At 36.4% G+C, this 20,967-nt stretch carries 21 protein-coding genes; 4 read left to right on the top strand and 17 right to left on the bottom strand.

Going from position 1 to position 20,967, the window contains the following annotated elements; translation table 11 throughout:
* Nucleotides 1–23: 23 nt before the first annotated feature.
* On the top strand, nt 24–1,055 hold the full coding sequence (locus GQ593_RS02945; protein ID WP_160430548.1) for an AI-2E family transporter: 1,032 nt from the start codon (nt 24–26) through the stop codon (nt 1,053–1,055).
* A gap of 277 nt (nt 1,056–1,332) precedes the next feature.
* Here GQ593_RS02945 and GQ593_RS02950 read toward each other — a convergent pair whose 3' ends face one another.
* Nucleotides 1,333–1,761 (bottom strand): four helix bundle protein, encoded by a 429-nt coding sequence (locus GQ593_RS02950; RefSeq protein ID WP_160430549.1) that lies wholly within the window; start codon nt 1,759–1,761, stop codon nt 1,333–1,335.
* Here GQ593_RS02950 and GQ593_RS02955 point away from each other — a divergent pair.
* Nucleotides 1,756–2,091, top strand: a complete 336-nt coding sequence (locus GQ593_RS02955; protein ID WP_160430550.1) for a hypothetical protein — start codon at nt 1,756–1,758, stop codon at nt 2,089–2,091. The genes GQ593_RS02950 and GQ593_RS02955 overlap by 6 nt on opposite strands.
* A gap of 105 nt (nt 2,092–2,196) precedes the next feature.
* On the opposite strand, the gene GQ593_RS02960 is transcribed toward GQ593_RS02955, so the two are convergent.
* The 5 genes from GQ593_RS02960 to GQ593_RS02980 all read right to left on the bottom strand — a co-directional run bounded on the left by GQ593_RS02960 (nt 2,197) and on the right by GQ593_RS02980 (nt 8,378).
* On the bottom strand, nt 2,197–3,102 hold the full coding sequence (locus GQ593_RS02960; RefSeq protein WP_160430551.1) for a hypothetical protein: 906 nt from the start codon (nt 3,100–3,102) through the stop codon (nt 2,197–2,199).
* 883 nt (nt 3,103–3,985) lie between these two features.
* Nucleotides 3,986–5,059 (bottom strand): hypothetical protein, encoded by a 1,074-nt coding sequence (locus tag GQ593_RS02965; protein WP_160430552.1) that lies wholly within the window; start codon nt 5,057–5,059, stop codon nt 3,986–3,988.
* A 646-nt stretch (nt 5,060–5,705) separates the two neighbouring features.
* Entirely contained in the window at nt 5,706–7,067 is a 1,362-nt protein-coding gene (gene mnmE, locus GQ593_RS02970) for a tRNA uridine-5-carboxymethylaminomethyl(34) synthesis GTPase MnmE (protein ID WP_160430553.1), read from the bottom strand.
* Between the two features lie 146 nt (nt 7,068–7,213).
* On the bottom strand, nt 7,214–7,804 hold the full coding sequence (locus tag GQ593_RS02975; RefSeq protein ID WP_160430554.1) for a YdcF family protein: 591 nt from the start codon (nt 7,802–7,804) through the stop codon (nt 7,214–7,216).
* A gap of 4 nt (nt 7,805–7,808) precedes the next feature.
* On the bottom strand, nt 7,809–8,378 hold the full coding sequence (locus GQ593_RS02980) for a DNA-3-methyladenine glycosylase I (protein ID WP_160430555.1): 570 nt from the start codon (nt 8,376–8,378) through the stop codon (nt 7,809–7,811).
* A gap of 244 nt (nt 8,379–8,622) precedes the next feature.
* Here GQ593_RS02980 and GQ593_RS02985 point away from each other — a divergent pair, with 244 nt between their 5' ends.
* Nucleotides 8,623–9,975: an MFS transporter gene (locus GQ593_RS02985; protein WP_160430556.1), complete on the top strand. Its 1,353-nt coding sequence runs from the start codon at nt 8,623–8,625 to the stop codon at nt 9,973–9,975.
* A gap of 98 nt (nt 9,976–10,073) precedes the next feature.
* Here the strand turns inward: GQ593_RS02985 and gorA are convergent, their stop codons facing one another.
* The 11 genes from gorA to ribH form a co-directional block, all read right to left on the bottom strand.
* Complete coding sequence (gene gorA, locus GQ593_RS02990) at nt 10,074–11,426, bottom strand: glutathione-disulfide reductase (protein ID WP_160430557.1); 1,353 nt, start codon at nt 11,424–11,426, stop codon at nt 10,074–10,076.
* Nucleotides 11,427–11,715: 289 nt separating this feature from the next.
* Nucleotides 11,716–13,140, bottom strand: a complete 1,425-nt coding sequence (gene hldE, locus GQ593_RS02995; protein WP_160430558.1) for a bifunctional D-glycero-beta-D-manno-heptose-7-phosphate kinase/D-glycero-beta-D-manno-heptose 1-phosphate adenylyltransferase HldE — start codon at nt 13,138–13,140, stop codon at nt 11,716–11,718.
* Between the two features lie 54 nt (nt 13,141–13,194).
* Nucleotides 13,195–13,956: a twin-arginine translocase subunit TatC gene (gene tatC / locus GQ593_RS03000; protein ID WP_160430559.1), complete on the bottom strand. Its 762-nt coding sequence runs from the start codon at nt 13,954–13,956 to the stop codon at nt 13,195–13,197.
* On the bottom strand, nt 13,953–14,291 hold the full coding sequence (gene tatB / locus GQ593_RS03005) for a Sec-independent protein translocase protein TatB (protein ID WP_160430560.1): 339 nt from the start codon (nt 14,289–14,291) through the stop codon (nt 13,953–13,955). Before tatB ends, tatC begins: the two co-directional genes overlap by 4 nt.
* A 3-nt stretch (nt 14,292–14,294) precedes the next feature.
* Nucleotides 14,295–14,516 (bottom strand): twin-arginine translocase TatA/TatE family subunit, encoded by a 222-nt coding sequence (gene tatA, locus GQ593_RS03010; RefSeq protein WP_085248606.1) that lies wholly within the window; start codon nt 14,514–14,516, stop codon nt 14,295–14,297.
* Between the two features lie 72 nt (nt 14,517–14,588).
* On the bottom strand, nt 14,589–16,130 hold the full coding sequence (gene ubiB / locus GQ593_RS03015) for a ubiquinone biosynthesis regulatory protein kinase UbiB (protein WP_160430561.1): 1,542 nt from the start codon (nt 16,128–16,130) through the stop codon (nt 14,589–14,591).
* A gap of 14 nt (nt 16,131–16,144) precedes the next feature.
* Nucleotides 16,145–16,921, bottom strand: coding sequence for a bifunctional demethylmenaquinone methyltransferase/2-methoxy-6-polyprenyl-1,4-benzoquinol methylase UbiE (ubiE, locus tag GQ593_RS03020; protein WP_160430562.1), 777 nt, complete (start codon nt 16,919–16,921; stop codon nt 16,145–16,147).
* A gap of 61 nt (nt 16,922–16,982) precedes the next feature.
* Entirely contained in the window at nt 16,983–17,912 is a 930-nt protein-coding gene (gene nadR / locus GQ593_RS03025) for a multifunctional transcriptional regulator/nicotinamide-nucleotide adenylyltransferase/ribosylnicotinamide kinase NadR (protein WP_160430563.1), read from the bottom strand.
* Between the two features lie 114 nt (nt 17,913–18,026).
* Nucleotides 18,027–19,082, bottom strand: a complete 1,056-nt coding sequence (locus GQ593_RS03030; protein WP_160430564.1) for a TrmH family RNA methyltransferase — start codon at nt 19,080–19,082, stop codon at nt 18,027–18,029.
* A gap of 21 nt (nt 19,083–19,103) precedes the next feature.
* Nucleotides 19,104–19,523, bottom strand: a complete 420-nt coding sequence (nusB, locus tag GQ593_RS03035) for a transcription antitermination factor NusB (RefSeq protein WP_160430565.1) — start codon at nt 19,521–19,523, stop codon at nt 19,104–19,106.
* A gap of 4 nt (nt 19,524–19,527) precedes the next feature.
* Nucleotides 19,528–19,998 (bottom strand): 6,7-dimethyl-8-ribityllumazine synthase, encoded by a 471-nt coding sequence (gene ribH / locus GQ593_RS03040; protein WP_160430566.1) that lies wholly within the window; start codon nt 19,996–19,998, stop codon nt 19,528–19,530.
* A gap of 390 nt (nt 19,999–20,388) precedes the next feature.
* Here ribH and lpcA point away from each other — a divergent pair, with 390 nt between their 5' ends.
* The gene (gene lpcA / locus GQ593_RS03045; protein WP_160430567.1) at nt 20,389–20,967 is read left to right on the top strand and encodes a D-sedoheptulose 7-phosphate isomerase; all 579 of its coding nucleotides are present in this window, start codon (nt 20,389–20,391) and stop codon (nt 20,965–20,967) included.

The raw sequence follows: 20,967 nt of genomic DNA on the forward strand, positions 1-20,967 counted from the left end.
TTTATTGAAAGGAATTAGTTACCATGTTACTTAATAATAATCAAAAATTAGGTCTATTTTGCCTCACGCTGTTTTCCGTTTTTTTTATTATTTTAATGCAAGTTCATCTAATGCCAGCTGTGATTGCCGGTTTATTAACCTATACATTAACGCAAAAATTAGATGAATTTTTATCACGAAAAATGATACGTTTTAGCCATCAATCAAAATTAGTTTCGGTACTAGTACTCACAACACTGATTATGAGTATTTTTATTGGTGGATTTTGGTATTTATTTGCTTGGTTTGTTGATATGGCGAAGCACCCTACCGAAACATTAACAAATATGAAATTAGTAGTAAACAACGTAGTAAACAGTCTACCGTCAGGCGTCACTCATTATTTACCTGATGATATTGATGAAATTGAATCAACTATAATGGTTTATTTTAAAGATCATGTCTTTTATCTACAATCTATCATCAAAAAAGTATTCCATGATTTAGTTATATTAATTGTGGGAATGATTATTGGATTAATCTTAGGTTATAAAGAAAATCAACGCAGTAGCAATGATAATCGAATTAAACAAAGAGCATTAACTAAAGCCCTAAAAACCAGTTTAAATCGATTAGTGGTAGTATTCCAATATGTAGCGATGTCTCAAGTTGTGATTGCATTGTTTAACACTATCATGACCGCCATTTTGTTATTTATTATTTTGCCTGTGTTTGGTATTCATTTACCATTTAGTAAAAGTTTAGTGCTAGCAACATTTATTTTTGGCCTTATTCCAATTATTGGCAATCTAATTGTCAATGTCTTAATCTTTTTTGTTGCATTTACAGTATCATTCACCGTTGCAATGGTAATTATTGTTTATTTAATTTTAATTCATAAAATGGAATATGTACTTAACGCTAAAATAGTAGGAACAAAAATTCACGCTGGTATCTGTGAATTATTAATTGCGATGCTATTTTTAGAGACTCTTTTTGGCGTTATTGGTTTAATTTTTGCGCCTATTTTTTATGCTTTTATTAAATTATCTTTAAAAGAACTACGGATTATTTAAATCTATTCAAATTAAAATCGGGTTATTATGTTTGGCTAAAAAGATCCAACAAATCCATCAAACTTAGCGAATATATCAAAAAACAGTATTGATACCATAAGGCACGTTATTGATAGGGTTAGTTTTGGTTGATGGGGTAGGTGCTTTTTAAAGGCATAAAATCGCTCCGATAGACTATTGATTTTATTTATGTTTTACTTCTATTTTTTCAATAGTGCTATTTACCACCAAAACCTAAAGCATTCAAAATGTTGTTCTTGATGTAAGTTAAAAATACTTATTTAACTTGACCCAAATCCTCATCATCCACCTGCGCCATAAACCAACGTTGCCAGCCAGTAGTCTGTTTTTGGATGTTGTCGATGGATTGGTTGAATGAAGCAAAAGCACCGTGCGAAATCATTTTCATCTTCCAACCCACACACAACAACCCTTTAATCACATCTAACGAAGCACGAATAAGTTGTAACTGTTTAACGGCTGATTGACATTCTTCGATGTTATCTCGGTCAACGATATTAGACAATACCGCAAAGCGTATTGCCCCTGTAAGCTCGGTTAAAATCGCTTCGCCGGTGGTAAATTTAAACGATTTAGGTAAATGACAATGCGTTTGCCAATAGCATTGGTATAATGTCACTAAATCATTAAATATTTTAGGTTGAACAAAAGTTGATTTAACAGTGTTGAGCAATTCATCATGCATAATAACCTCACAAAACAATTATTAAATGCAGCCACACAAACCGCACAAAGTTTACAAAAATCGTTATCACTATTGAACATTGCTGAACTCTGTAACGAGTTAGCAAGCGATGTACTAAACCCAAAGTACCAACCAAGCACCTATACACGTTTTGCCGTTTGCGACCCAAAGCTACGCGAAATCTATGCACCAGCTTATCGTGACCGATTATTGCAATGTTGGTTAGTAAACCAAGCTGAGCCTATAATTAGCCCTCACTTTATTGAAGACTCTTTGGATCGGCGGCGGGGGTTGCGCTATTGTGGCTTTGCCACAATAGCGCAACCCTAAGGAAAACGCCCCAACTTACGCGGGGGCTTTATTCTTTGTTATATTATCCTCTCAAGCACCATAACCACCCCCGCGACCTAAGGATTAAGAAATAAACGCTAAAAGCTAAGGTGCGGTGCAAAGGAAATAGCGGGAGTCGCTGACACTGAAGCTGTCGACGCTGCCGGCGCCGCCGCTCGAGTGGACAATGAACTGGTTGCTACCTGTCGCGTCGCTCGTCCAGTAGCCGTAGAAGACGCCGAAGCCCGCATCAGTGTAGTAGGGCATGTCGCCCCACTCCGTGAATAATCCAGAACCAATTCGTCTCTGGTAATGATTACCACTTGATGATGGTGTAGCACCAAAACGTCCTGCTCTAGCATTAGTCAGATCCCTGACCTGTGGCATTCGATAACCCAAACTATTACACCATGCTTCTGTATTAGGATAGTTATCTATTTTATTTCCGCGGTTGACGAACCACTGCTTTAACACAAATCCATATTTTACTACCTCACCGCCATATATATCTCTACCCACTAACTCAAACGTCTGCGGTAACCTTGGCTTAGCAATTAAACTCGGATGAGGATTGTTTATTTGAGCTCTTGCCTCTGGACCTGTTAGCGTCACACGAAACTCAACATCACATTCGCGATTACATTCTGTTTTCCTCGTTACTGTTGCAGTGATTCCTTCATGCGTGACTGGTGTCCATGTCAATCCACTTGCTTCCCCCATTATGATTAAATCAAAATATAATCCATCAGCTCCCGTAGTTGGAAAATTAAGTGCGTATGATGCCGGATCAGTTGATTGAACTAGGAATCCATCTTTGGGGTTCCATATGTCAGCGGGGCCCGCGAAGGAATTCCTGCCGAAATCAAGAATAGGTTTTACGGATTTGAGGATCCCCCATTGTAACGATGGCAGTATTATGGCATCACTGCGATCACCTCCTTGACTATTTTGACCCGATAATGCTTGTGAATTCAACGAAGACAACAATAATGATAGGAGTATCAACGCCAACGAAATTTTTTGGGATAATGTTGATAGTAATTTGAGAGATAACTTCGAAGATATAAACGAGGTTAAAGTAAAAACTCGTCTAACGTGGTTATTTGATAAATTTAAGACATAGGTTTGCCAGTGCTTGTGCCTTGTGCCTTGTGCCTAAAATGATAATGCATTATGGTTCACCTGTCAAGTAAATTGTTGTTTTATTTATCCTTTTTATGTTCTTTCGCTTATTAAATAATCCTTTTTTTAAGTTGATGAAAGTATAACCATAAAAAAAAAACTTGGCTAGTTTTTTGGCTGACTTTTTTTATAAAGAAATGTAAAAAGAAAAACGGTCCAGTTTTATTGATAGTTAAATTTTTAATTAAAATATGGTGTTATGTTTCTAAATATCCTTCTACAATAAGTAGTGAGATAAAAAGAAATTCAAACGTAAACAAGCCTATCAAGCGCATGAGGCGGTGACACTTGCTCGGAAAAGGCGAAAAAACAGCGGTAATGATAAGCCCATAGAGGATCGGTATGACATCAAATTGAAAAATACCTGATACATTATTACAGCCAGAGCAGATTGCCGCATGTTTAAACAAACGTCAGCGACTATTTCATTCGTTGACGACGAACAAATAAAGAAAATACAATATTTATTGAACTCACGCCCAAGAAAACGGCCTTAGAATAAAAGCCCTGCTCCTTTTATTCTAAGGAGTTAAGACGAATTGCACTTCATGGTGTAATCTAGTTTTTTTGTTATTTTATTATTTCATTGAAAGCGCTTAACGCTTGCTTCATTGCTTAGATTCACTTACGCTGAGCGTTATTCTTTAACTGCTTTACTTTTGATTAATCCCAAGCTCAATATCTATCTTATATAAAAATTAAGAAATTAGTATTAAGGATAAACGCAAATGCCATAATTAGAGCTAGAAACCCAATTTGAGTTTAGGTTTTTAACACGGCCATTGTCCGATTCTACGAAGAAATCGCTATCGCTCGTCCAATATTCACTACGGCGGGCAAAGTCTGCACTTCTATACATAGTCAAGGTGCCCCATTCCGTTACGAATCCTGCTCCTATATTGCGTTGTAGGCTATTTTTGCGTGACTGTGGTGAAGCGCCGTCTATTCCGTTTCTACAAGGAAAATCGTCGTATCGAGGGTTACCTACGCCACACTTCGCATTGGTCAGATCTTTTACTCTTGGCGTATGATAACCTATCGCATTACACCATGCGGCTTGCTCAGATTGGTTACCCGTTTTATCACCACGATGGACAAACCACTGCTTCAACACAAAACCATACTTTACCACCTCAGCACCATGTCTATTTCTACCCACTAATTCAAATGGTTGCGGCAAATGTGGCCTATGAACTAAATTTGGGTTATTGGAGTTTTTTTGAGTATAATTCGCTGATGGACCTGTTAAAATAACGCGTATAAATGTACTTTTTTCTAAAATAGTTCTTGTACTACAGGAAGGAATAAAACTTTCCAGAGTACTGCAAGCCTCATAAAACCAAGAATCACTCCTTGGTATACTTGTCACTGTGGCAGTAATTCCTTCGTGTGCATCTGACTGCCATGTTAAATCATTTGCATTTTCCTCTAAGACTAAATCAAAAAATACCCCATCAGCACCTGTGGTAGGGAAATTAAAAGCGTATAAAGGATGTGGTTGAGCGAAAAATCCTGTATTGTAAACAAATTCAGGAGCCGTGGGTTCAGGTTTAAGATCGTTCACACCTTCATTATAAATATAGTAAGGGGAAAGAGTAGGGGTAGCAAATAAGACAATTGGATCAGCAGGTATCATTATTATATCACTACGATTACCCGCTTGAGCTTGTACATTCCATGAAGAAGATAATAATAACAGCCCCAACACCAATAAGCTTTTTCGGGATAATTTCGACGATATAAATAAGTTTCGTGTAAAAACTCGTCGAATAAGATTATTCTGCATTATGTCCCTCACATCAAGTAATATTTTATTCTGTTTGAATTTTTACAGATTCTTGCTTATTTAATAAGCTTACTTTTCTAACGCTATGAAAGTATAGTCGTAAAAAAAATAGTTGGCTAGTTTTTTAGCGGACTTTTGATAAATAAATGTAAAGATGAAAATAATTTGACTTTAGATATAGGTAATTTTTTAATTAAAATATGATGTTATATTTCTGACATTTTGGTCTTTGCTGGGATTATTAATATCTATGACCACGCTCTCATCAAACCTCCCCTTCTGGCGTACTAACTTTACTTAATTATCGATGCATTTTAACGCCGTGATAAGCTAGATATATTGATTTTACAATATCGTGAGATTTTTTTAAACCATTCAGGTAGACTATTTATTTTATTTGTTTTTTATTTTGTTTTTTTAATGAAATTAATTCGCTATAAAGCATCTTCGGGGATTTTATGTTTTGTTTAAAGTCATTTGGATGGGTTTAAGTATTACACACCAGCTTTAATTTGTTCATGATAAAAAATTCTTACTTGAGATGCAGATTTCCTCAGTTGTCAGCATATTCTGATATCGGAATGTACCAACAACTAGGTAATGTTTTGCTTAATAGACTTTATTTAGCGTAGAATTAAAGTTTGACCTACTTACCAATACAAAACGAACTGAATATACGACCTAATAAATCATCAGAGGTAAATTCTCCTGTAATTTCGCTCAGGGCTTCTTGTGCTAGTCTTAGCTCTTCAGCTAGCAATTCGCCAGCATGGAAAGTAATGAGTTGGTACTTACCATTATTTAAGTGTTCTGCTGCTTTTTCTAATGCTTGTAGATGACGTCGGCGTGCTAAAAATCCACCTTCGGTGCTACTGGAAAAGCCCATGACTTGTTTAAGATGATCACGCAATAAAGTCATTCCCTCTCCTGTTCGTGCTGAAAGCTGAATCAGTGAGTAGCCGTTTACTTCACTGTATCCTAGTGCTTCGCCAGTTAAATCGGCTTTGTTGCGGATGACAGTGACGGGCATCTGTTTTGGTAAGCGTTCAATAAATTCTGGCCATAGTTTTTCTGGATTGGTTTCTATTGTCGTTGTGCTGTCGACCATAAATAATACACGATCAGCTTGCTCTATTTCTTGCCAAGCGCGTTCAATGCCAATGCGTTCTACTTCGTCACTCGCTTCACGTAGTCCGGCTGTGTCGATAATATGTAGTGGCATGCCGTCGATATGGATATGCTCGCGTAAAACATCTCGGGTTGTGCCTGCTATATCAGTCACAATAGCAGCATCACGACCAGCTAAGGCATTAAGTAAGCTTGATTTTCCTGCATTAGGACGCCCAGCTATAACGACTTTCATGCCTTCTCGTAACAGTGATCCTTGTTTCGCTTCTTGCCGAACTTCGCTTAAACGAGCTATGACTTCGTTAAGCTGTGCTTCGATTTTACCGTCAGATAAAAAGTCAATTTCTTCTTCGGGGAAATCAATTGCTGCCTCGGTAAATATGCGTAAATGAATTAAGGATTCAACCAATGCATTGACTTTTTTAGAAAATACTCCTTGCAAGGATGATATTGCCGATTTTGCCGCTTGTTCTGAGCTAGCATCAATCAAATCAGCAATAGCTTCGGCTTGAGCAAGATCTAATTTGTCATTTAAAAATGCCCGTTCTGAAAATTCACCCGGACGAGCAATACGGACATGCGGGACTTCAAGAACACGTTTTAACAGTAAATCTAAAATAACAGGTCCACCATGTCCTTGTAGTTCCAGCACATCTTCGCCAGTAAATGAATAAGGATTTGGGAAGAATAAAGCAATTCCCTCATCTAAGGTTGAACCATCTGAGGCTAAAAAAGGCAAATAATCAGCATGTCGAGGCTTAGGTAATTTGCCTAATACAGCTTGGGCAACAGCCTGAACCTTTGGTCCTGAAATACGTAAAATACCGACACCACCACGACCGGGTGGGGTTGCTTGTGCGACAATAGTATCTGAATTCATATGTATCAATTTCTAAATTAAACAGCAATACATCATAATACCATGGACAAGACGCAAAAACAGCTGTTGCTTATTTATCTAATCATGCAAATATACGCCATTTTAAAAATCAAGCGGTTTAAATAAATAGTCAAAAAAGAGCCTGTCTAAATCTCATTTTTAGGATGATCAAATAACCACGAATTAGCTAATGCTAAAGGCTCTCTTATCATTGCAATATATTTATCAAAATTAGAAAAACGTAATGGCGCCGATAATCCCGATACATCCGTAACTCCTGAACGTTTAGCTAGCATTACCGAGCGTAATAAATGAAAATCATTAGTAACAACAACCGTTTTCCCTAATGGTAATACCTCATTGGCATATATAAATTGTTGGGCTGTTCGGGTTGATTTGTCTTCAATATAGATTCGCGAAGCGTCTATTCCTTGATTTACCAAGTAATTAAACATCACGCTAGCTTCAGTGGCTGATTCGTCTTTGCCTTGTCCACCACAAACAACCGCTTTCGTATTGGGATTATTTTGCAAATAAGTGGCAGCTACATCTAAGCGAATTTGTAAGGTTAAAGGCGCCATTGCTGGCGTGCCAACAACTTGTGAACCCAACACAACTAATGTATCAGCGTTATCAATGGGCTTTTGTTGAGCATAGATAAAAATAATAATATTACAAACAATAAAATAACCTAAAATGGCGATAACAGCATAATTGAATAATTTTAAAATTTTCATTAAATCAATATCCTTTTTTAAAACAATCGTCAAAATGGTCATTGATTAGTCCCATTGATTGCATAAATGCATAACAAATCGTTGAGCCAACAAAACTAAAGCCCCTCTTTTTTAACGCCTTTGACATCTGGTCAGATAGTTCGGTGCTCACGGGGACTTCACTTTTGTCTTTATAGTGGTTGATCATCGGTTTACCCTTAACAAAAGACCAAATAAGTTGTGAAAAATCTTCACCATTATTTTGCATAGCTAAATAAGCTTGTGCATTTTTTACAATACTATTAAGTTTTAATCGATTACGAATTAATCCTTTATTTTCAAGTAATTTTTCGATATCTTCAGGCGATAATTTTATAATTTTTTGAGGATCAAAATTGAAAAAACAACGCCGATACTCATCTCGCTTTTTTAATACGGTAATCCACGACAAGCCAGCTTGTTGTCCTTCTAAACAAATTTTTTCAAATAGCTTAAGACTATCATATTGGGCTATGCCCCACTCGTTGTCATGATAAGCAATATACAGTGGATCGTTTGTCACCCAACTGCAACGCTTTACTTTTTGGTCTATCATTAAATCATCCTTTTAGATTAACCACCATGGTATGGTAAATGATGATATCTTTTATCCAATAAAATATAAATATATTAAGATTATAAATTAAATACACAGTTTAATCTCATTCATTAAATTTTTTTATGATAGGAAAAAAGGCATCTTTTTGTGGCAGAATGAGGATTCTTTATAAGATTTGGTCAAAAAAGATAAATTTTCTTGATTTTTTATCTCTATTTAACAATAAGAATAAGGTTAGTTCATGAATCAGTCTGAAATCAATGTTCGGTTACAACCCAATGCACGACCATTAAATAGTAAAGATCTAAAAACGTTAGTGTTATCTTCTTTAGGCGGTACGCTAGAGTTTTATGATTTTGTTATTTATGCGCTTTATATCGATACCATCGTTAAACCGCTATTTTTACCTCATACATTATCCCCTTTGACGTTAGATCTGTTTGCGTGGGGAATTTTTGCTGCTGGTTATTTAGTCCGTCCTGTGGGCGGTATTATTATGGCACATTTTGGCGATAAAATGGGCCGTAAAAAGATGTTTACCCTAAGTGTCGCAATGATGGCGCTACCGACTTTCATCATTGGGGTTTTACCCACTTACGAAATGATCGGTATTTTTGCACCACTATTGCTTTTGATTATGCGCATGTTGCAAGGTGCAGCGATCGGTGGCGAAATGCCAGGTGCTTGGGTATTTATTGCAGAGCATGTGCCAAAACAACGTTATGGACTTGGTGTTGGCACATTAACTTCTGGTATTACTGGCGGGATTTTGCTTGGTTTTATTGTCACAATTATTATTGATATCTGTTTTACCACACAAAATATTTTAGATTATGCATGGCGTATCCCGTTTATTATTGGCGGTATTTTTGGGGTTATTTCAGTTTATTTGCGCCGTTTTTTATCTGAAACACCTATTTTTAAGGAGTTAGCGGCACGTAAAGCGATTGAAAAAAATATCCCTATTGTTACTGTGCTTCAAAAACACAAAACAGCGTGTTTAATTGTTGCATTGTTAACTTGGTCATTGTCTACTGCAATTATGGTGGGGATTTTAATTACCCCGGGTCGTATTGTTGGTGGAATGTATCATTTTGCCAACCTTGATTGGCGGATCGGTGGTTGTATTGCGGCTTTGACCTTAACATTAGGTTGTATTATTTTTGGTTGGTTAGATGATAAGCTTGGTTCAACAAAAACTGGGATGATTTGTTGGGGTGGACTTGCTGTTTCTGGTCTCTATTTTTATGGTTCTTTATCGCCTGATATGTCAATCACTAAACTTTATTTGATTTGGGCGGTGTTTGGGCTTTTTATCGGCTCTGTCGCCATGACACCAATTATTGGAACAAGAACATTTCCACCAGCAATCCGCTATTCAGGTTTGTCGTTTTCTTATAATTTAGCTTATGCGTTATTTAGCGCTATTACGCCAACGTTAACGATTTATCTATTAAGTCCTGAACACTTATTAGGAGAATATAGTTATTTGGGTGCGGGTATTTATATCTCTTTTGTGGCATTAATTGCAATTGGAGTTGGTTTCTATCCTTTAGCAAAAAAGGGCTGGAGCAGTAACTCAACTAATTATTAGCCAGTAATGATTTTAGCAATAACAAAGCAGGGCGAGTTCCCTGCTTTGTTATTTAACTGTGTGCTATATACTAATATGATATACAAATAGCTATCATATTAACGCATGGTAACAAACTCTTCAGCAGCAGTTGGGTGAATCGCAACGGTGTTATCAAAATCCTTTTTCGTTGCACCCATATTTAGTGCTACAGCAAAGCCTTGTAACATTTCGTCCATACCATATCCAATACCATGAATACCCACAATTTTTTCTTCTTTACCAGCGCACACTAACTTCATCCGACACGGTTGACGATGTTGCGTAACTGCGGTGTACATGGCCGTAAAGGTGGATTTATAGACTTTGACGTTTTCTTCACCATATTGCAGTATCGCTTCTGGCTCAGTTAAGCCTACTGTACCAATTGCTGGGTGTGTAAAGACGACGGTTGGAATATTACTATAATCTAAATGTTCATCAGGTTTATTGTTAAAAAGCCTTTCTGATAAGCGACGACCCGCGGCAACCGCAACCGGCGTTAATGCCATGGCGCCTGTATCATCACCGACTGAATAAATACCCTGTACATTGGTATTTTGATATTTATCCACTATCACAAAGCCTTTATTATCAATGTCAATGCCTGCTGCCTGTAAATTCATGTCATTTGTAGCAGGTTCACGACCAATTGCCCAAATTAAACAATCGACAGTATAACTTTCGCCATTTTCTAGTGTTAAAGTTAATGACTCATCACTGTTTTTAGTAACGGATTTTGGCACTGCAAAAGTATGAAGTTGTTGCCCTTCTGTTTTTATCACTTCCATTAATGTTTCGACAATTAATGGATCAAAAGTGCGTAATGGTGTGGCATTGCGAACAAATTGATGAGTTTGTGCGCCAAGTGCATGTAATACACTTGCGATTTCGCAAGCAATATAACCAGCGCCCACAACTGCCACACGCTTAGGTAAGGCTTTTAGCGCAAAAAATCCATCAGATGTAATACCATATTGCGCCCCCGGGATATTCGGAATCGTTGGTTTTCCCCCCACAGCTATCAGAATATGATCGGCACTATAATGTTCACCATTTACCTCAACTGTATGAGAATCAACAAACTTAGCATATCCATGAATCACATCAACGTTGTTATTATTCAGAACCCGATCATAAGATTGATGGATTCGATCAATATAAACGCTTCGGCTAGCAATTAATTTATCCCAACTGAATTGATTAATAGTAGTATCAAAACCGTAATCGGGACCATAGTGATTGATGGCTTCAGCAATTTGTGCACCATACCACATCACTTTTTTAGGCACACAACCAACATTCACACAGGTTCCACCTAATAATTTCGCTTCAATAATGGCACACTTTTTTCCATAGGACGCAGCTCGGTTGACTGATGCTATCCCACCACTACCGCCACCAATGGCAATATAATCATAATGTTTGGTCATAAAATATCCTTAATACTCTTTTTCATAATTTGGTCATTAGCTTTGCATAAAGCGCGTAATAAAAAAAGTATTAATTTTGAAATTTAACAATAGTTATTAACTATTAATTTTCAATAACTGTTAATAATTTTTTTATTAAAGACTTGGTCAACATTGCTAGTGTTTTTTGATGATTTTTTTAAAGTTTGTCTTAAGGCGTAATTAAAATAAGAAAATAAATAGTTGTTTTTTCCCATTCTAAAGCAAATCGGTTACTCCAATGAGTAACCGATTTGCTTGACAATAAGATTTAGCGATTTTTTATTGCATTAATAATATTAGTTGTGGAACAACCATCTTCAAAGTTAAGCACTTTAACCGTTCCACCTGCGGCAATTACTTCCTTTCCACCGGCAATATCCTCAGGTTTATAATCGCCACCTTTGACTAAGACATCGGGCAAGACATTAGCAATGAGTCGTTGAGGAGTTTCTTCTTCAAATGGCACAACCCAATCAACCGAATCAAGTGCACCTAGTACAATCATTCGTTGCATAAGTGGGTTTATTGGTCTTGATTCGCCTTTTAGTTTTTTTACCGAGGCATCGCTGTTTACAGCAACAATTAGGCGATCGCCAAGTTTCCGAGCATTTGCCAAATAAGAAACATGCCCTGCATGTAAAATATCAAAACAGCCATTGGTCATGACAATTTTTTCTCCACGCATGCGCGCCTTTAGGACCTCTTCTTTTAGTTCGTCTTCGCTCATGACGCCAAAACCATCATCAGCACGTGCGCGTATAGCGTTTTCTAGTTCGACTTGTGAAACAGTCGATGTACCTAGTTTGCCAACAACCACACCAGCTGCAGCATTGGCTAAAAAGCAGCTTTCTTCTAAAGATTGTCCAGCAGCTAAAGAAGCGGCTAATGTCGCAATTACAGTATCGCCTGCGCCGGTGACATCAAAGACTTCTTTGGCTTGGGTTGGCAGGTGGTAAATTGGTTTGTCTAATTGTAGTAGTGTCATACCTTTTTCACTACGCGTGACCAGCAAGGCTTTAAGATCATACTTTTTGATAAGCTGATAACCTTTTTCGACAATGTCTTCTTCGTTTTGGCAGTGTCCAACCACGGCTTCAAATTCAGTCATATTTGGCGTTAATAATGTTGCACCACGATAACGCTCAAAATCCGTACCTTTGGGATCAACTAAAATCGGTACATTAGCTTGATTAGCAAGCTTAATCATTGCTTGAACTGCCGATAATGCGCCCTTAGCATAATCCGATAAAACCAACACTTTATGAGTCGTTAATGCTGTTTGAATGCGTTCAAGAATAGGGGTTGCATCAATATTACCAAATCCTTCTTCAAAATCGATACGAATTAATTGTTGATTGCGTGATAGAACTCGCAATTTGGTGATGGTTGGGTGCGTTGAAACGGATACAAAATCACAGTAAACATTATGTTTACTGAGTTGTTTATCAAGAATTTTAGCTGGCTCATCAATGCCTGTTAAGCCAATAAGTCGCGCGTTACCACAAAGTGAAGTTATATTCATGGCAACATTGGCTGCACCGCCTGGGCGTTCTTCTAAAGAGTCAATTTTAACGACAGGAACCGGGGCTTCAGGTGATATTCGATTAGTCCCCCCATACCAGTAGCGATCTAACATAATATCGCCCACAACTAATACATTGGCACAATTAAAATCAGGTAATGATGTTTTCATTATGACAGGTTATCCTTACTTGTTCAGTTTAATTCATTGGTTATCTGTTTATGTCTATTGTTCAGAATCTTGGCTCTCATCTTCTATATTGTCATGTTGACGCGGTTGGTAAAAACGGGCAAAAAAGGTGCCAATTTCAAACAGTAAACAGATAGGTACAGCTAATAATATTTGTGAAAAAACATCTGGTGGTGTAACAAACATTGCAACGGCAAACACACCAACAATAATATAAGGGCGTTTGTTACGTAGGCTTTTGGGTGTGGTGATTCCAGTCCAGCAGAGCAAAATAATTGCCACAGGCACTTCAAAAGCAAAACCAAATACTACAAAAAGGGTCATGACAAAATCGAGGTATTTGGTAATGTCAGTGTTGATTGCAACATCAACCGGTGCCGTATGAATAAAAAAGTAAAACGCTAATGGAAACACCACAAAATAAGCAAACGCTATCCCCATATAAAATAGGATTGTGCTTGATACAATTAAAGGCATCACCAAACGTCTTTCGTGTTGGTATAGTGCTGGCGCAATAAAGCCCCAAACTTGGTATAACACATACGGAATAGAAATGAATATCGCTACCACCGCAGTCAGTTTAATCGGTGTAAAAAATGGCGCGGCAATATCGGTTGCTATCATGCTACTACCTTGAGGTAATTGGCTGATGAGCGGATTTGCTACAATATGATAAATATCATTAGAAAAATAAAATAAACAAATTAATACCAATAAAATACAGATAATACAACGTAAAAGCCGTGTTCTGAGTTCAACAAGATGTCCAATTAATGGTTGAGTAGCATCGTCTGTCATGATTTTTTATCTGAATGTGTTTGTGGATCGATTTGCGTTGCTGAGTCGATTTCGTTTTGTAATGATTCAGTTACACGCTTTAAGTCGTCAATAGATTCTTGAATTTCAGGCGTAAGAGTTGTTAAACCACTTTTTTCAGCCTTTTTTAAACTGTCTTGTAATTCTTGCAGTTTAAGTTCTTTATTTAACTCTAACTGTACAGTGGCTGACATTCGGCGTAGCACCTTTATCCAACCTGCAACTGTTTTTATCGCAACAGGTAACCGTTCTGGCCCTAATACCACCAGACCAATAATTAATACTAATAGTAATTGACCAAAGCTGATATCAAACACGGGTTACTCTTTCTTGTCATTATTGGTGTTAGTATCAGATGAATCGGTATTTTCGATTTTTTGTGAATTATTGCTATCTTTTTTACCGTCATCATCATTCATTGCTTTTTTAAAGCCTTTAATTGACTCACCAAGATCTGAACCCAATGAACGTAATTTTTTTGTTCCAAATAATAGTACAACAACAGCAATTAAGATGAGAAGTTGAGGCAAGCTTGGCATCATGATAATTATCTCCAGTGGGGGTGTTAATAGCAAAATTATACACGCAAATTAGAATATTCCCAAATAATCAGCTCAACGCACTATCAATATCATAAGACATAAAGCGCAAACTAATCCAAGCATGCCATATAGCGTTCGTTCACGCTTTTTACTATGCTGTAATTCTTGATTAATTTGTTTTAATTGAACATTCATCTGTTTGGCGGTTCGTTCAAAATCATTTAATTTTTCTGGTAACTGTGGCAATAGAGTGCGCCACTCGGGCAACGATTCCCAAGCTTGTTGCAGTATTTTTTTTGCACTATATTTATCTTGATACCATTTTTCTAAAAATGGCTTTGCTGTTTGCCATAAATCAAGTTCAGGATAAAGCTGACGACCAAGTCCTTCAATATAAAATAGCGTTTTTTCAAGAAGGGTTAATTGAGGTTGAATATCCATATCAAATTGACGAGCAACTTGAAATAATTGCAGTAAAATCTGTGAAAATGAGATTTCAGCTAGAGGTTTTGCAAATGCTGGTTCACACACATTGCGCATTGCCATTTCAAGTGCGATAGCATCGGTAGTTTCTGGTACCCAACCTGATGCGATATAAGTTTCGGCTATTTTTCGATAATCTCGATTAAAAAAAGCCAAGAAATTCTCAGCAAGATAGCGCTGATCATCATTACTTAATATGCCAACAATGGCACAATCAATACCAATATAACGCGGATTTTGTGGATCGGTAATATCGACAAAAATATTCCCCGGGTGCATATCAGCATGGAAAAAGTTATCACGAAATACTTGGGTAAAAAAAGCTTGAACACCGCGCTCTGCAAGTAATTTCATGTTGACATTATTCTGCTTGAGTTGCTCGATATCGGAGATGGGAATGCCTTTAATACGCTCTTCAACAATTACATTTTTTCGACAAAGATCTTGATAAACATAAGGGATATATAAAGTATCACTATTGATAAAATTATCACGCAATCTAACAGTATTGTAAGCCTCTTTTTGTAAATCTAACTCTTTTAATAGCGTCATTTCATAATCATGCACTATTTCAACAGCTCGTAATTTTTCGCCTGATTTGATACGTTTAGTAAATTGTTTAGCCACCCAATACATTAAACCGATATCAGCTTGAATAACTGGTAGAATATTAGGTCTTAAAACTTTTATGACAACTTCGGCTTGGCTACGTTTTAATACTGCGGTATGGACCTGTGCTATTGATGCTGCCGCTAATGGCTTTTCATCAAAATCGGAAAAATAATGATCTATCGGTTGCTCTAATGCAGACTCAATCAATTGTCTAGCCATTTTTCCATCGAAAGAAATCACTTGGTCTTGCAATCTAGCCAAAGCTTCGGCTATATGTTTTGGTAACACATCACGCCGAGTTGAAATCATTTGTCCAAACTTTATCCAGACTGGTCCTAATTCTTGCAGCGCTTGTCGTAAACGTTCACCAATTTCTTGATGTTTTGCCTTAGGTCTAACCCAAAATAGGCAGAATAATAAAGTACGAAGCCATTTTGATGAACGATGTTTCGGCAATAGTTCATTCAACTGGTAGGCTCGAAATACAGTTAAGATTTTAAACAGTCTAAAAAATGTCATTATTATTCATCACATCAAAATTTAAAGCCAATATGTAACGCAACAATACCACCGGTCATATTGTGATATTTCACATCAACAAATCCTGCATCTTGCATCATTTTTTTCAATGTGTTTTGATCGGGATGCATACGAATTGATTCGGCTAAATAACGATAACTTTCAGAATCATTTGCCACAATTTTTCCCATTAATGGTAACATGGAAAATGAATACAAATCATACGCTTTATTTAGTATTTGATATTGTGGTTTAGAAAACTCAAGAATTAATAAGCGTCCACCAGGTTTCAGTACCCGCCACATGGATCGTAAAGCCTTTTCTTTATCGGTGACATTGCGTAAACCAAATGAGATAGTGATACAATCAAAATAGTTATCAGTAAAAGGTAATTCTTCTGCATTGGCTTGTACATATTCGATATTCTTAAATAAGCCTTTATCACGGAGTTTATCTCGTCCAACTTTTAACATTGATTCGTTAATGTCAGCTAAAACAACTAATCCATCATCACCGACCAGTTGTGAGAATTTTGCCGTTAAGTCACCAGTTCCCCCAGCAAGATCTAGAACTTTTTGGCCTTTACGTACACTGCTATATTCAATGGTGATTTTTTTCCAAATACGATGAATACCAAATGACATAAGATCATTCATAACATCATATTTATCAGCAACAGAGTGAAAGACTTCGGCAACACGTTTGACTTTTTCTTGTTTTGGAACTTGCGTGTAACCAAAATCAATTTTTTCTTGATTTGTATTGTCTTTATTATCAAAAGATTGAGACATAAAATTTACCTATCACAAAGATTTGCCTTATTTTAGCATAAGCCATAATAAATGTGATGAACTAAATCAATAATGCTTCAACCTTCTTTGAGACTGTTTCAAAATACTCCTGCTGTGAACATTGTGGGTTTAAATCTTTTTCGTGAATAACTAAATCAAAATGGTAGCTGTCTTTAAAGGCTTTTAAAACATCATTATCTTTTTGGAAGATTTGACTGTAATATTGCATTAGTGTAGCAAAATCAATTGAGGTAAAAACAAGTTTATTAGCAGTTTCAACAGCTTTTGAAACTCGTTCGACATGTAACATCGCAATTTTAATATAATCAGATTCACTTAAATAGTTATGATGGGTCGAGATTTCTCGCTCGATATAATTAATATAGCCATTAGGCACATATTGCGTATTATAAATATTAGCCAGCTGAATAGGTAATTCACAAAATCTACCTTGACCAATAATAGCCACTTTTTTAACAAAAAAAGGTTTTGCTGCTTGCGCAATAAAAGACCAGTTCTTATAAGGATTTTCGCGGATTTGTGTGGCACTGATGTTCATAAAATGTCGATCAGCATCAACAATGGCAACCGAACAACCAAAATAGTGCTCATGATTTTTGACATCTTGAGGTTCACTGGTAAAAACAACATTTGGGATAACTTTATGCTCTGCAAGGAGCTGCTTAACACGATCACTCCAATCTTGCCAACCGTTAGGATAAAATTCAATACCTGCTTCGTTAAGTACATGGATATGAATATTATGGCGATCTTTAAACGTCTCTTTTAACCACGAAAAACGGTCGCTTACTTGAGGTTGTTTTGGTAAATGGCTTTTATCAAAGAGTTGCTTATCGCGTGAGGCTTCGCAACCAAGAAGAATATGTAATTCATCAACTTGGCTCATAGCTTTTTCAATCAAATAAATATGACCACAATGTAAAGGATAAAACTTCCCAAAAATTAAACCAACTTTATGCTTAAAAGCCATGACAATTACCAAAACACTCAAAAATTAATAACAATTTACAGAAAAAAAAAGCAATTTCTAATCAAATTATGCTTTATCATCTAACTTATTAATAATAAATAAAATAACATGTACTTATTTTTGTAAGTTAGATAATAAAATACCTGTTGCGACCGAAATATTCAATGCAGGCATGTTATCGTTGCCTTTTAAATGCACAACAACATTAGCACAGTTGATAAGTTTCATATTAATTTGTTGGAATATGACTAATGCAACTTTTTTATTAAAACGAATTTTATGCAATTCACTTGATGCAATGGACTTTGCTTGGCAAGGTAATAGTGCGACAATTTGGTAACCGCGTTGTTTAAGCATATCAAGTGAAGCAACAAAATCATCACTTTTAATTGCTTCAACAGCCTCTATTCCGCCTTCGGCCACACGCATAGCTGCACCACTATCAAGTAAATTTGTTTGGCGCAACATCACCCCATTAACGCCATAAAATGCAGCACTACGTATTAATCCACCTAGATTATGAGGATTGTTAACATCGTCAATGGCTAACACACAATCATGATCTCTATCACTTTGCTCTTCTAAATAATCTAATAAGGTAAGCGGAACACGCTTTTTAACAATTAAACAGACACCACCATGGTGTTGAGTTTGGGTTATTTTGCTAATTTGTTCACTAGAGACAACATCATAACCTAACCGCTGTTTAACCAACCAGTCGATTATATCTTTAAACTGATAAGCCATCTCTTGGGTAATAAATAGTTTGACAATCGCTGTACGTCGATGTTTGAAAACAGCCTTACAACTATTTTCACTATAAACCAAAGTTTCTTCTTTTTGTTGACGATATCCATCATAACCAAATGTAGGTGTTTGTTGATTAGTACGGACTCTTTTTTGCCATGGCGAATCGTTAGCGATGAAAGATTGAGATTGATTAAGTTCAACACTAAACTTATTTTTTATAAAATCTGATTTATCATTTCGAGGTTTGAATGTTTCAATACGGTCTTGACGATCGCGTTTAGGTTTCGACTGAAATGAATCATCTTTACGCTTACTTTTCCATCCGGTAGACTTTTCTGTAGCTGAGCGAGAAGATTTCTTTGGTGCACTATTTTTAGCGTAAAAAATAGTGGGTTTGCTTTTTTCGGTATTGTCGTTCATATCAATCTCACAATTAATCGGTTATCGCGTACGAATGGTTGGGGCTATTTTATCTAATACGCCATTAACAAATTTATGGCTGTCAGCAGCACCAAATGTTTTAGTTAATTCAATAGCTTCATTAATGACCACTTTATAAGGTACATCTTGACGTTTCATTAATTCATATAGTGCAATTCTAAGTACCGCTAATTCAATTTGCCCTAATTCATCAACCGAGCGCTCAGTGAGATAAGGCGCCATTTTATCATCTAATTCAGCAGTATTTTTGGCTACTCCATTCAACAATTCACGAAAATACTTAGCATCAACGCCTTTCATATCTTGTTCTGCAATAAAACTTGTCTCAACATCAGCAAGATCGTTTCTGGAAACTTGCCAAGAGTAAATGGCTTGTACTGCACATTCTCTTGCTCGACGACGAGGATTTACTAATGCCACTAAATTACTCCTTAATTGCTTTAATAATATTTAGCATTTCCAGCGCAGTTAATGCAGCTTCAGCACCTTTATTGCCAGCCTTAGTGCCTGCACGTTCAATAGCTTGTTCTATACTTTCAGTAGTTAAAATACCAAATCCGACAGGAATGGTATTATCTAAGCTTGCGCTTAATAAGCCAGAGCTTGATTCACCCGCGACAAAATCAAAATGCGCCGTACTCCCCCGAATGACAGTGCCTAACGCTACAATTGCATCATATTTTTTCGACTGTGCTACAACTTTGGCAGCAAGTGGAATTTCATAAGCACCTGGAACCCAGATAACCGTGATATTTTTATCATCGACTTGACCAATACGTGTTAATGCGTCAATTGCACCATTTACTAGGCTATCATTAATAAAATGATTAAAACGTGCCACCACAATTGCAACTTTCGCTTTTGGCGCAGCCACTTTACCTTCAATTGTTTGCATATTAATTCCTTACCAATTCTATTATGAATGTCATTTCACTCTCTATTTAAGTGAACAGATACTTAATAAATTGTATCACGAAAGAAAAACTTATCCTATTGGCAAATAACGCTACGACCAAGTTCTGTCCAAGATATTATTTAAAATAAATGCAAAGAATTTTGCTATTGCAAATATATTATTTGTTAAATTTAAAATTAATTTAAATTTTGTCGTTATTTCAACTGTCATTATTAAAAATAACCTTAATTTATTTTTATTTTAATGTTTATTTTTACACTTAACGGCATACATTCCTGAAAGTTTTTGACAAGATAGGAAATTTTATCGCTTGCAAGCTATTTTGAAAAAATTACAATAGAGAATAAATTTATCGATGGAGAAATATCCGTGTACATTAACAATATTCGTAATGAGTTAAACCAAGCTATTGACGTATTAACTAATTTTGTCTCAGATGATAAAAATCTGCAACAAATTCAACAAGCCGCAATCTTAATTGCCGATTCGTTTAAACAAGGCGGCAAAGTGTTATCATGCGGTAATGGTGGTTCTCATTGCGATGCGATGCATTTTGCTGAGGAGCTAACTGGCCGCTTTCGTGATAATCGTCCGGCTTACCCAGCCATTGCCATATCAGATGTAAGTCACATTTCCTGTGTTGGTAACGATTATGGATTTGATTATATCTTTTCTCGTTATGTTGAAGGTGTTGGACAAAAAGGCGATGTGCTTTTAGGTATTTCAACTTCAGGCAATTCAGCTAACGTACTTAAAGCAATTGAAGCAGCAAAACAAAAGGACATGAAAATCATTACATTAACCGGTAAAGATGGTGGTAAGATGAATGGACTTGCTGATGTTGATATTCGTGTTCCGCACTTTGGTTATGCCGATCGCGTACAAGAAATCCATATCAAAGTTATTCATATTCTAATCCTACTTATTGAAAAAGAGATGGCTAAATAA

It is taken from the genome of Gilliamella sp. Pas-s25 (genome assembly GCF_009795885.1).
GTDB lineage: Bacteria > Pseudomonadota > Gammaproteobacteria > Enterobacterales > Orbaceae > Gilliamella.

Coding starts and splice junctions, on each gene's coding strand:
- GQ593_RS02945 (WP_160430548.1), top strand. CDS start 24: ATGTTACTTAATAATAATCAAAAATTAGGTCTATTTTGCCTCACGCTG.
- GQ593_RS02955 (WP_160430550.1), top strand. CDS start 1,756: ATGCATAATAACCTCACAAAACAATTATTAAATGCAGCCACACAAACC.
- GQ593_RS02950 (WP_160430549.1), bottom strand. CDS start 1,761: ATGCATGATGAATTGCTCAACACTGTTAAATCAACTTTTGTTCAACCT.
- GQ593_RS02965 (WP_160430552.1), bottom strand. CDS start 5,059: ATGCAGAATAATCTTATTCGACGAGTTTTTACACGAAACTTATTTATA.
- mnmE (WP_160430553.1), bottom strand. CDS start 7,067: ATGAATTCAGATACTATTGTCGCACAAGCAACCCCACCCGGTCGTGGT.
- GQ593_RS02975 (WP_160430554.1), bottom strand. CDS start 7,804: ATGAAAATTTTAAAATTATTCAATTATGCTGTTATCGCCATTTTAGGT.
- GQ593_RS02980 (WP_160430555.1), bottom strand. CDS start 8,378: ATGATAGACCAAAAAGTAAAGCGTTGCAGTTGGGTGACAAACGATCCA.
- GQ593_RS02985 (WP_160430556.1), top strand. CDS start 8,623: ATGAATCAGTCTGAAATCAATGTTCGGTTACAACCCAATGCACGACCA.
- gorA (WP_160430557.1), bottom strand. CDS start 11,426: ATGACCAAACATTATGATTATATTGCCATTGGTGGCGGTAGTGGTGGG.
- hldE (WP_160430558.1), bottom strand. CDS start 13,140: ATGAAAACATCATTACCTGATTTTAATTGTGCCAATGTATTAGTTGTG.
- tatC (WP_160430559.1), bottom strand. CDS start 13,956: ATGACAGACGATGCTACTCAACCATTAATTGGACATCTTGTTGAACTC.
- tatA (WP_085248606.1), bottom strand. CDS start 14,516: ATGATGCCAAGCTTGCCTCAACTTCTCATCTTAATTGCTGTTGTTGTA.
- ubiB (WP_160430561.1), bottom strand. CDS start 16,130: ATGACATTTTTTAGACTGTTTAAAATCTTAACTGTATTTCGAGCCTAC.
- ubiE (WP_160430562.1), bottom strand. CDS start 16,921: ATGTCTCAATCTTTTGATAATAAAGACAATACAAATCAAGAAAAAATT.
- nadR (WP_160430563.1), bottom strand. CDS start 17,912: ATGGCTTTTAAGCATAAAGTTGGTTTAATTTTTGGGAAGTTTTATCCT.
- GQ593_RS03030 (WP_160430564.1), bottom strand. CDS start 19,082: ATGAACGACAATACCGAAAAAAGCAAACCCACTATTTTTTACGCTAAA.
- ribH (WP_160430566.1), bottom strand. CDS start 19,998: ATGCAAACAATTGAAGGTAAAGTGGCTGCGCCAAAAGCGAAAGTTGCA.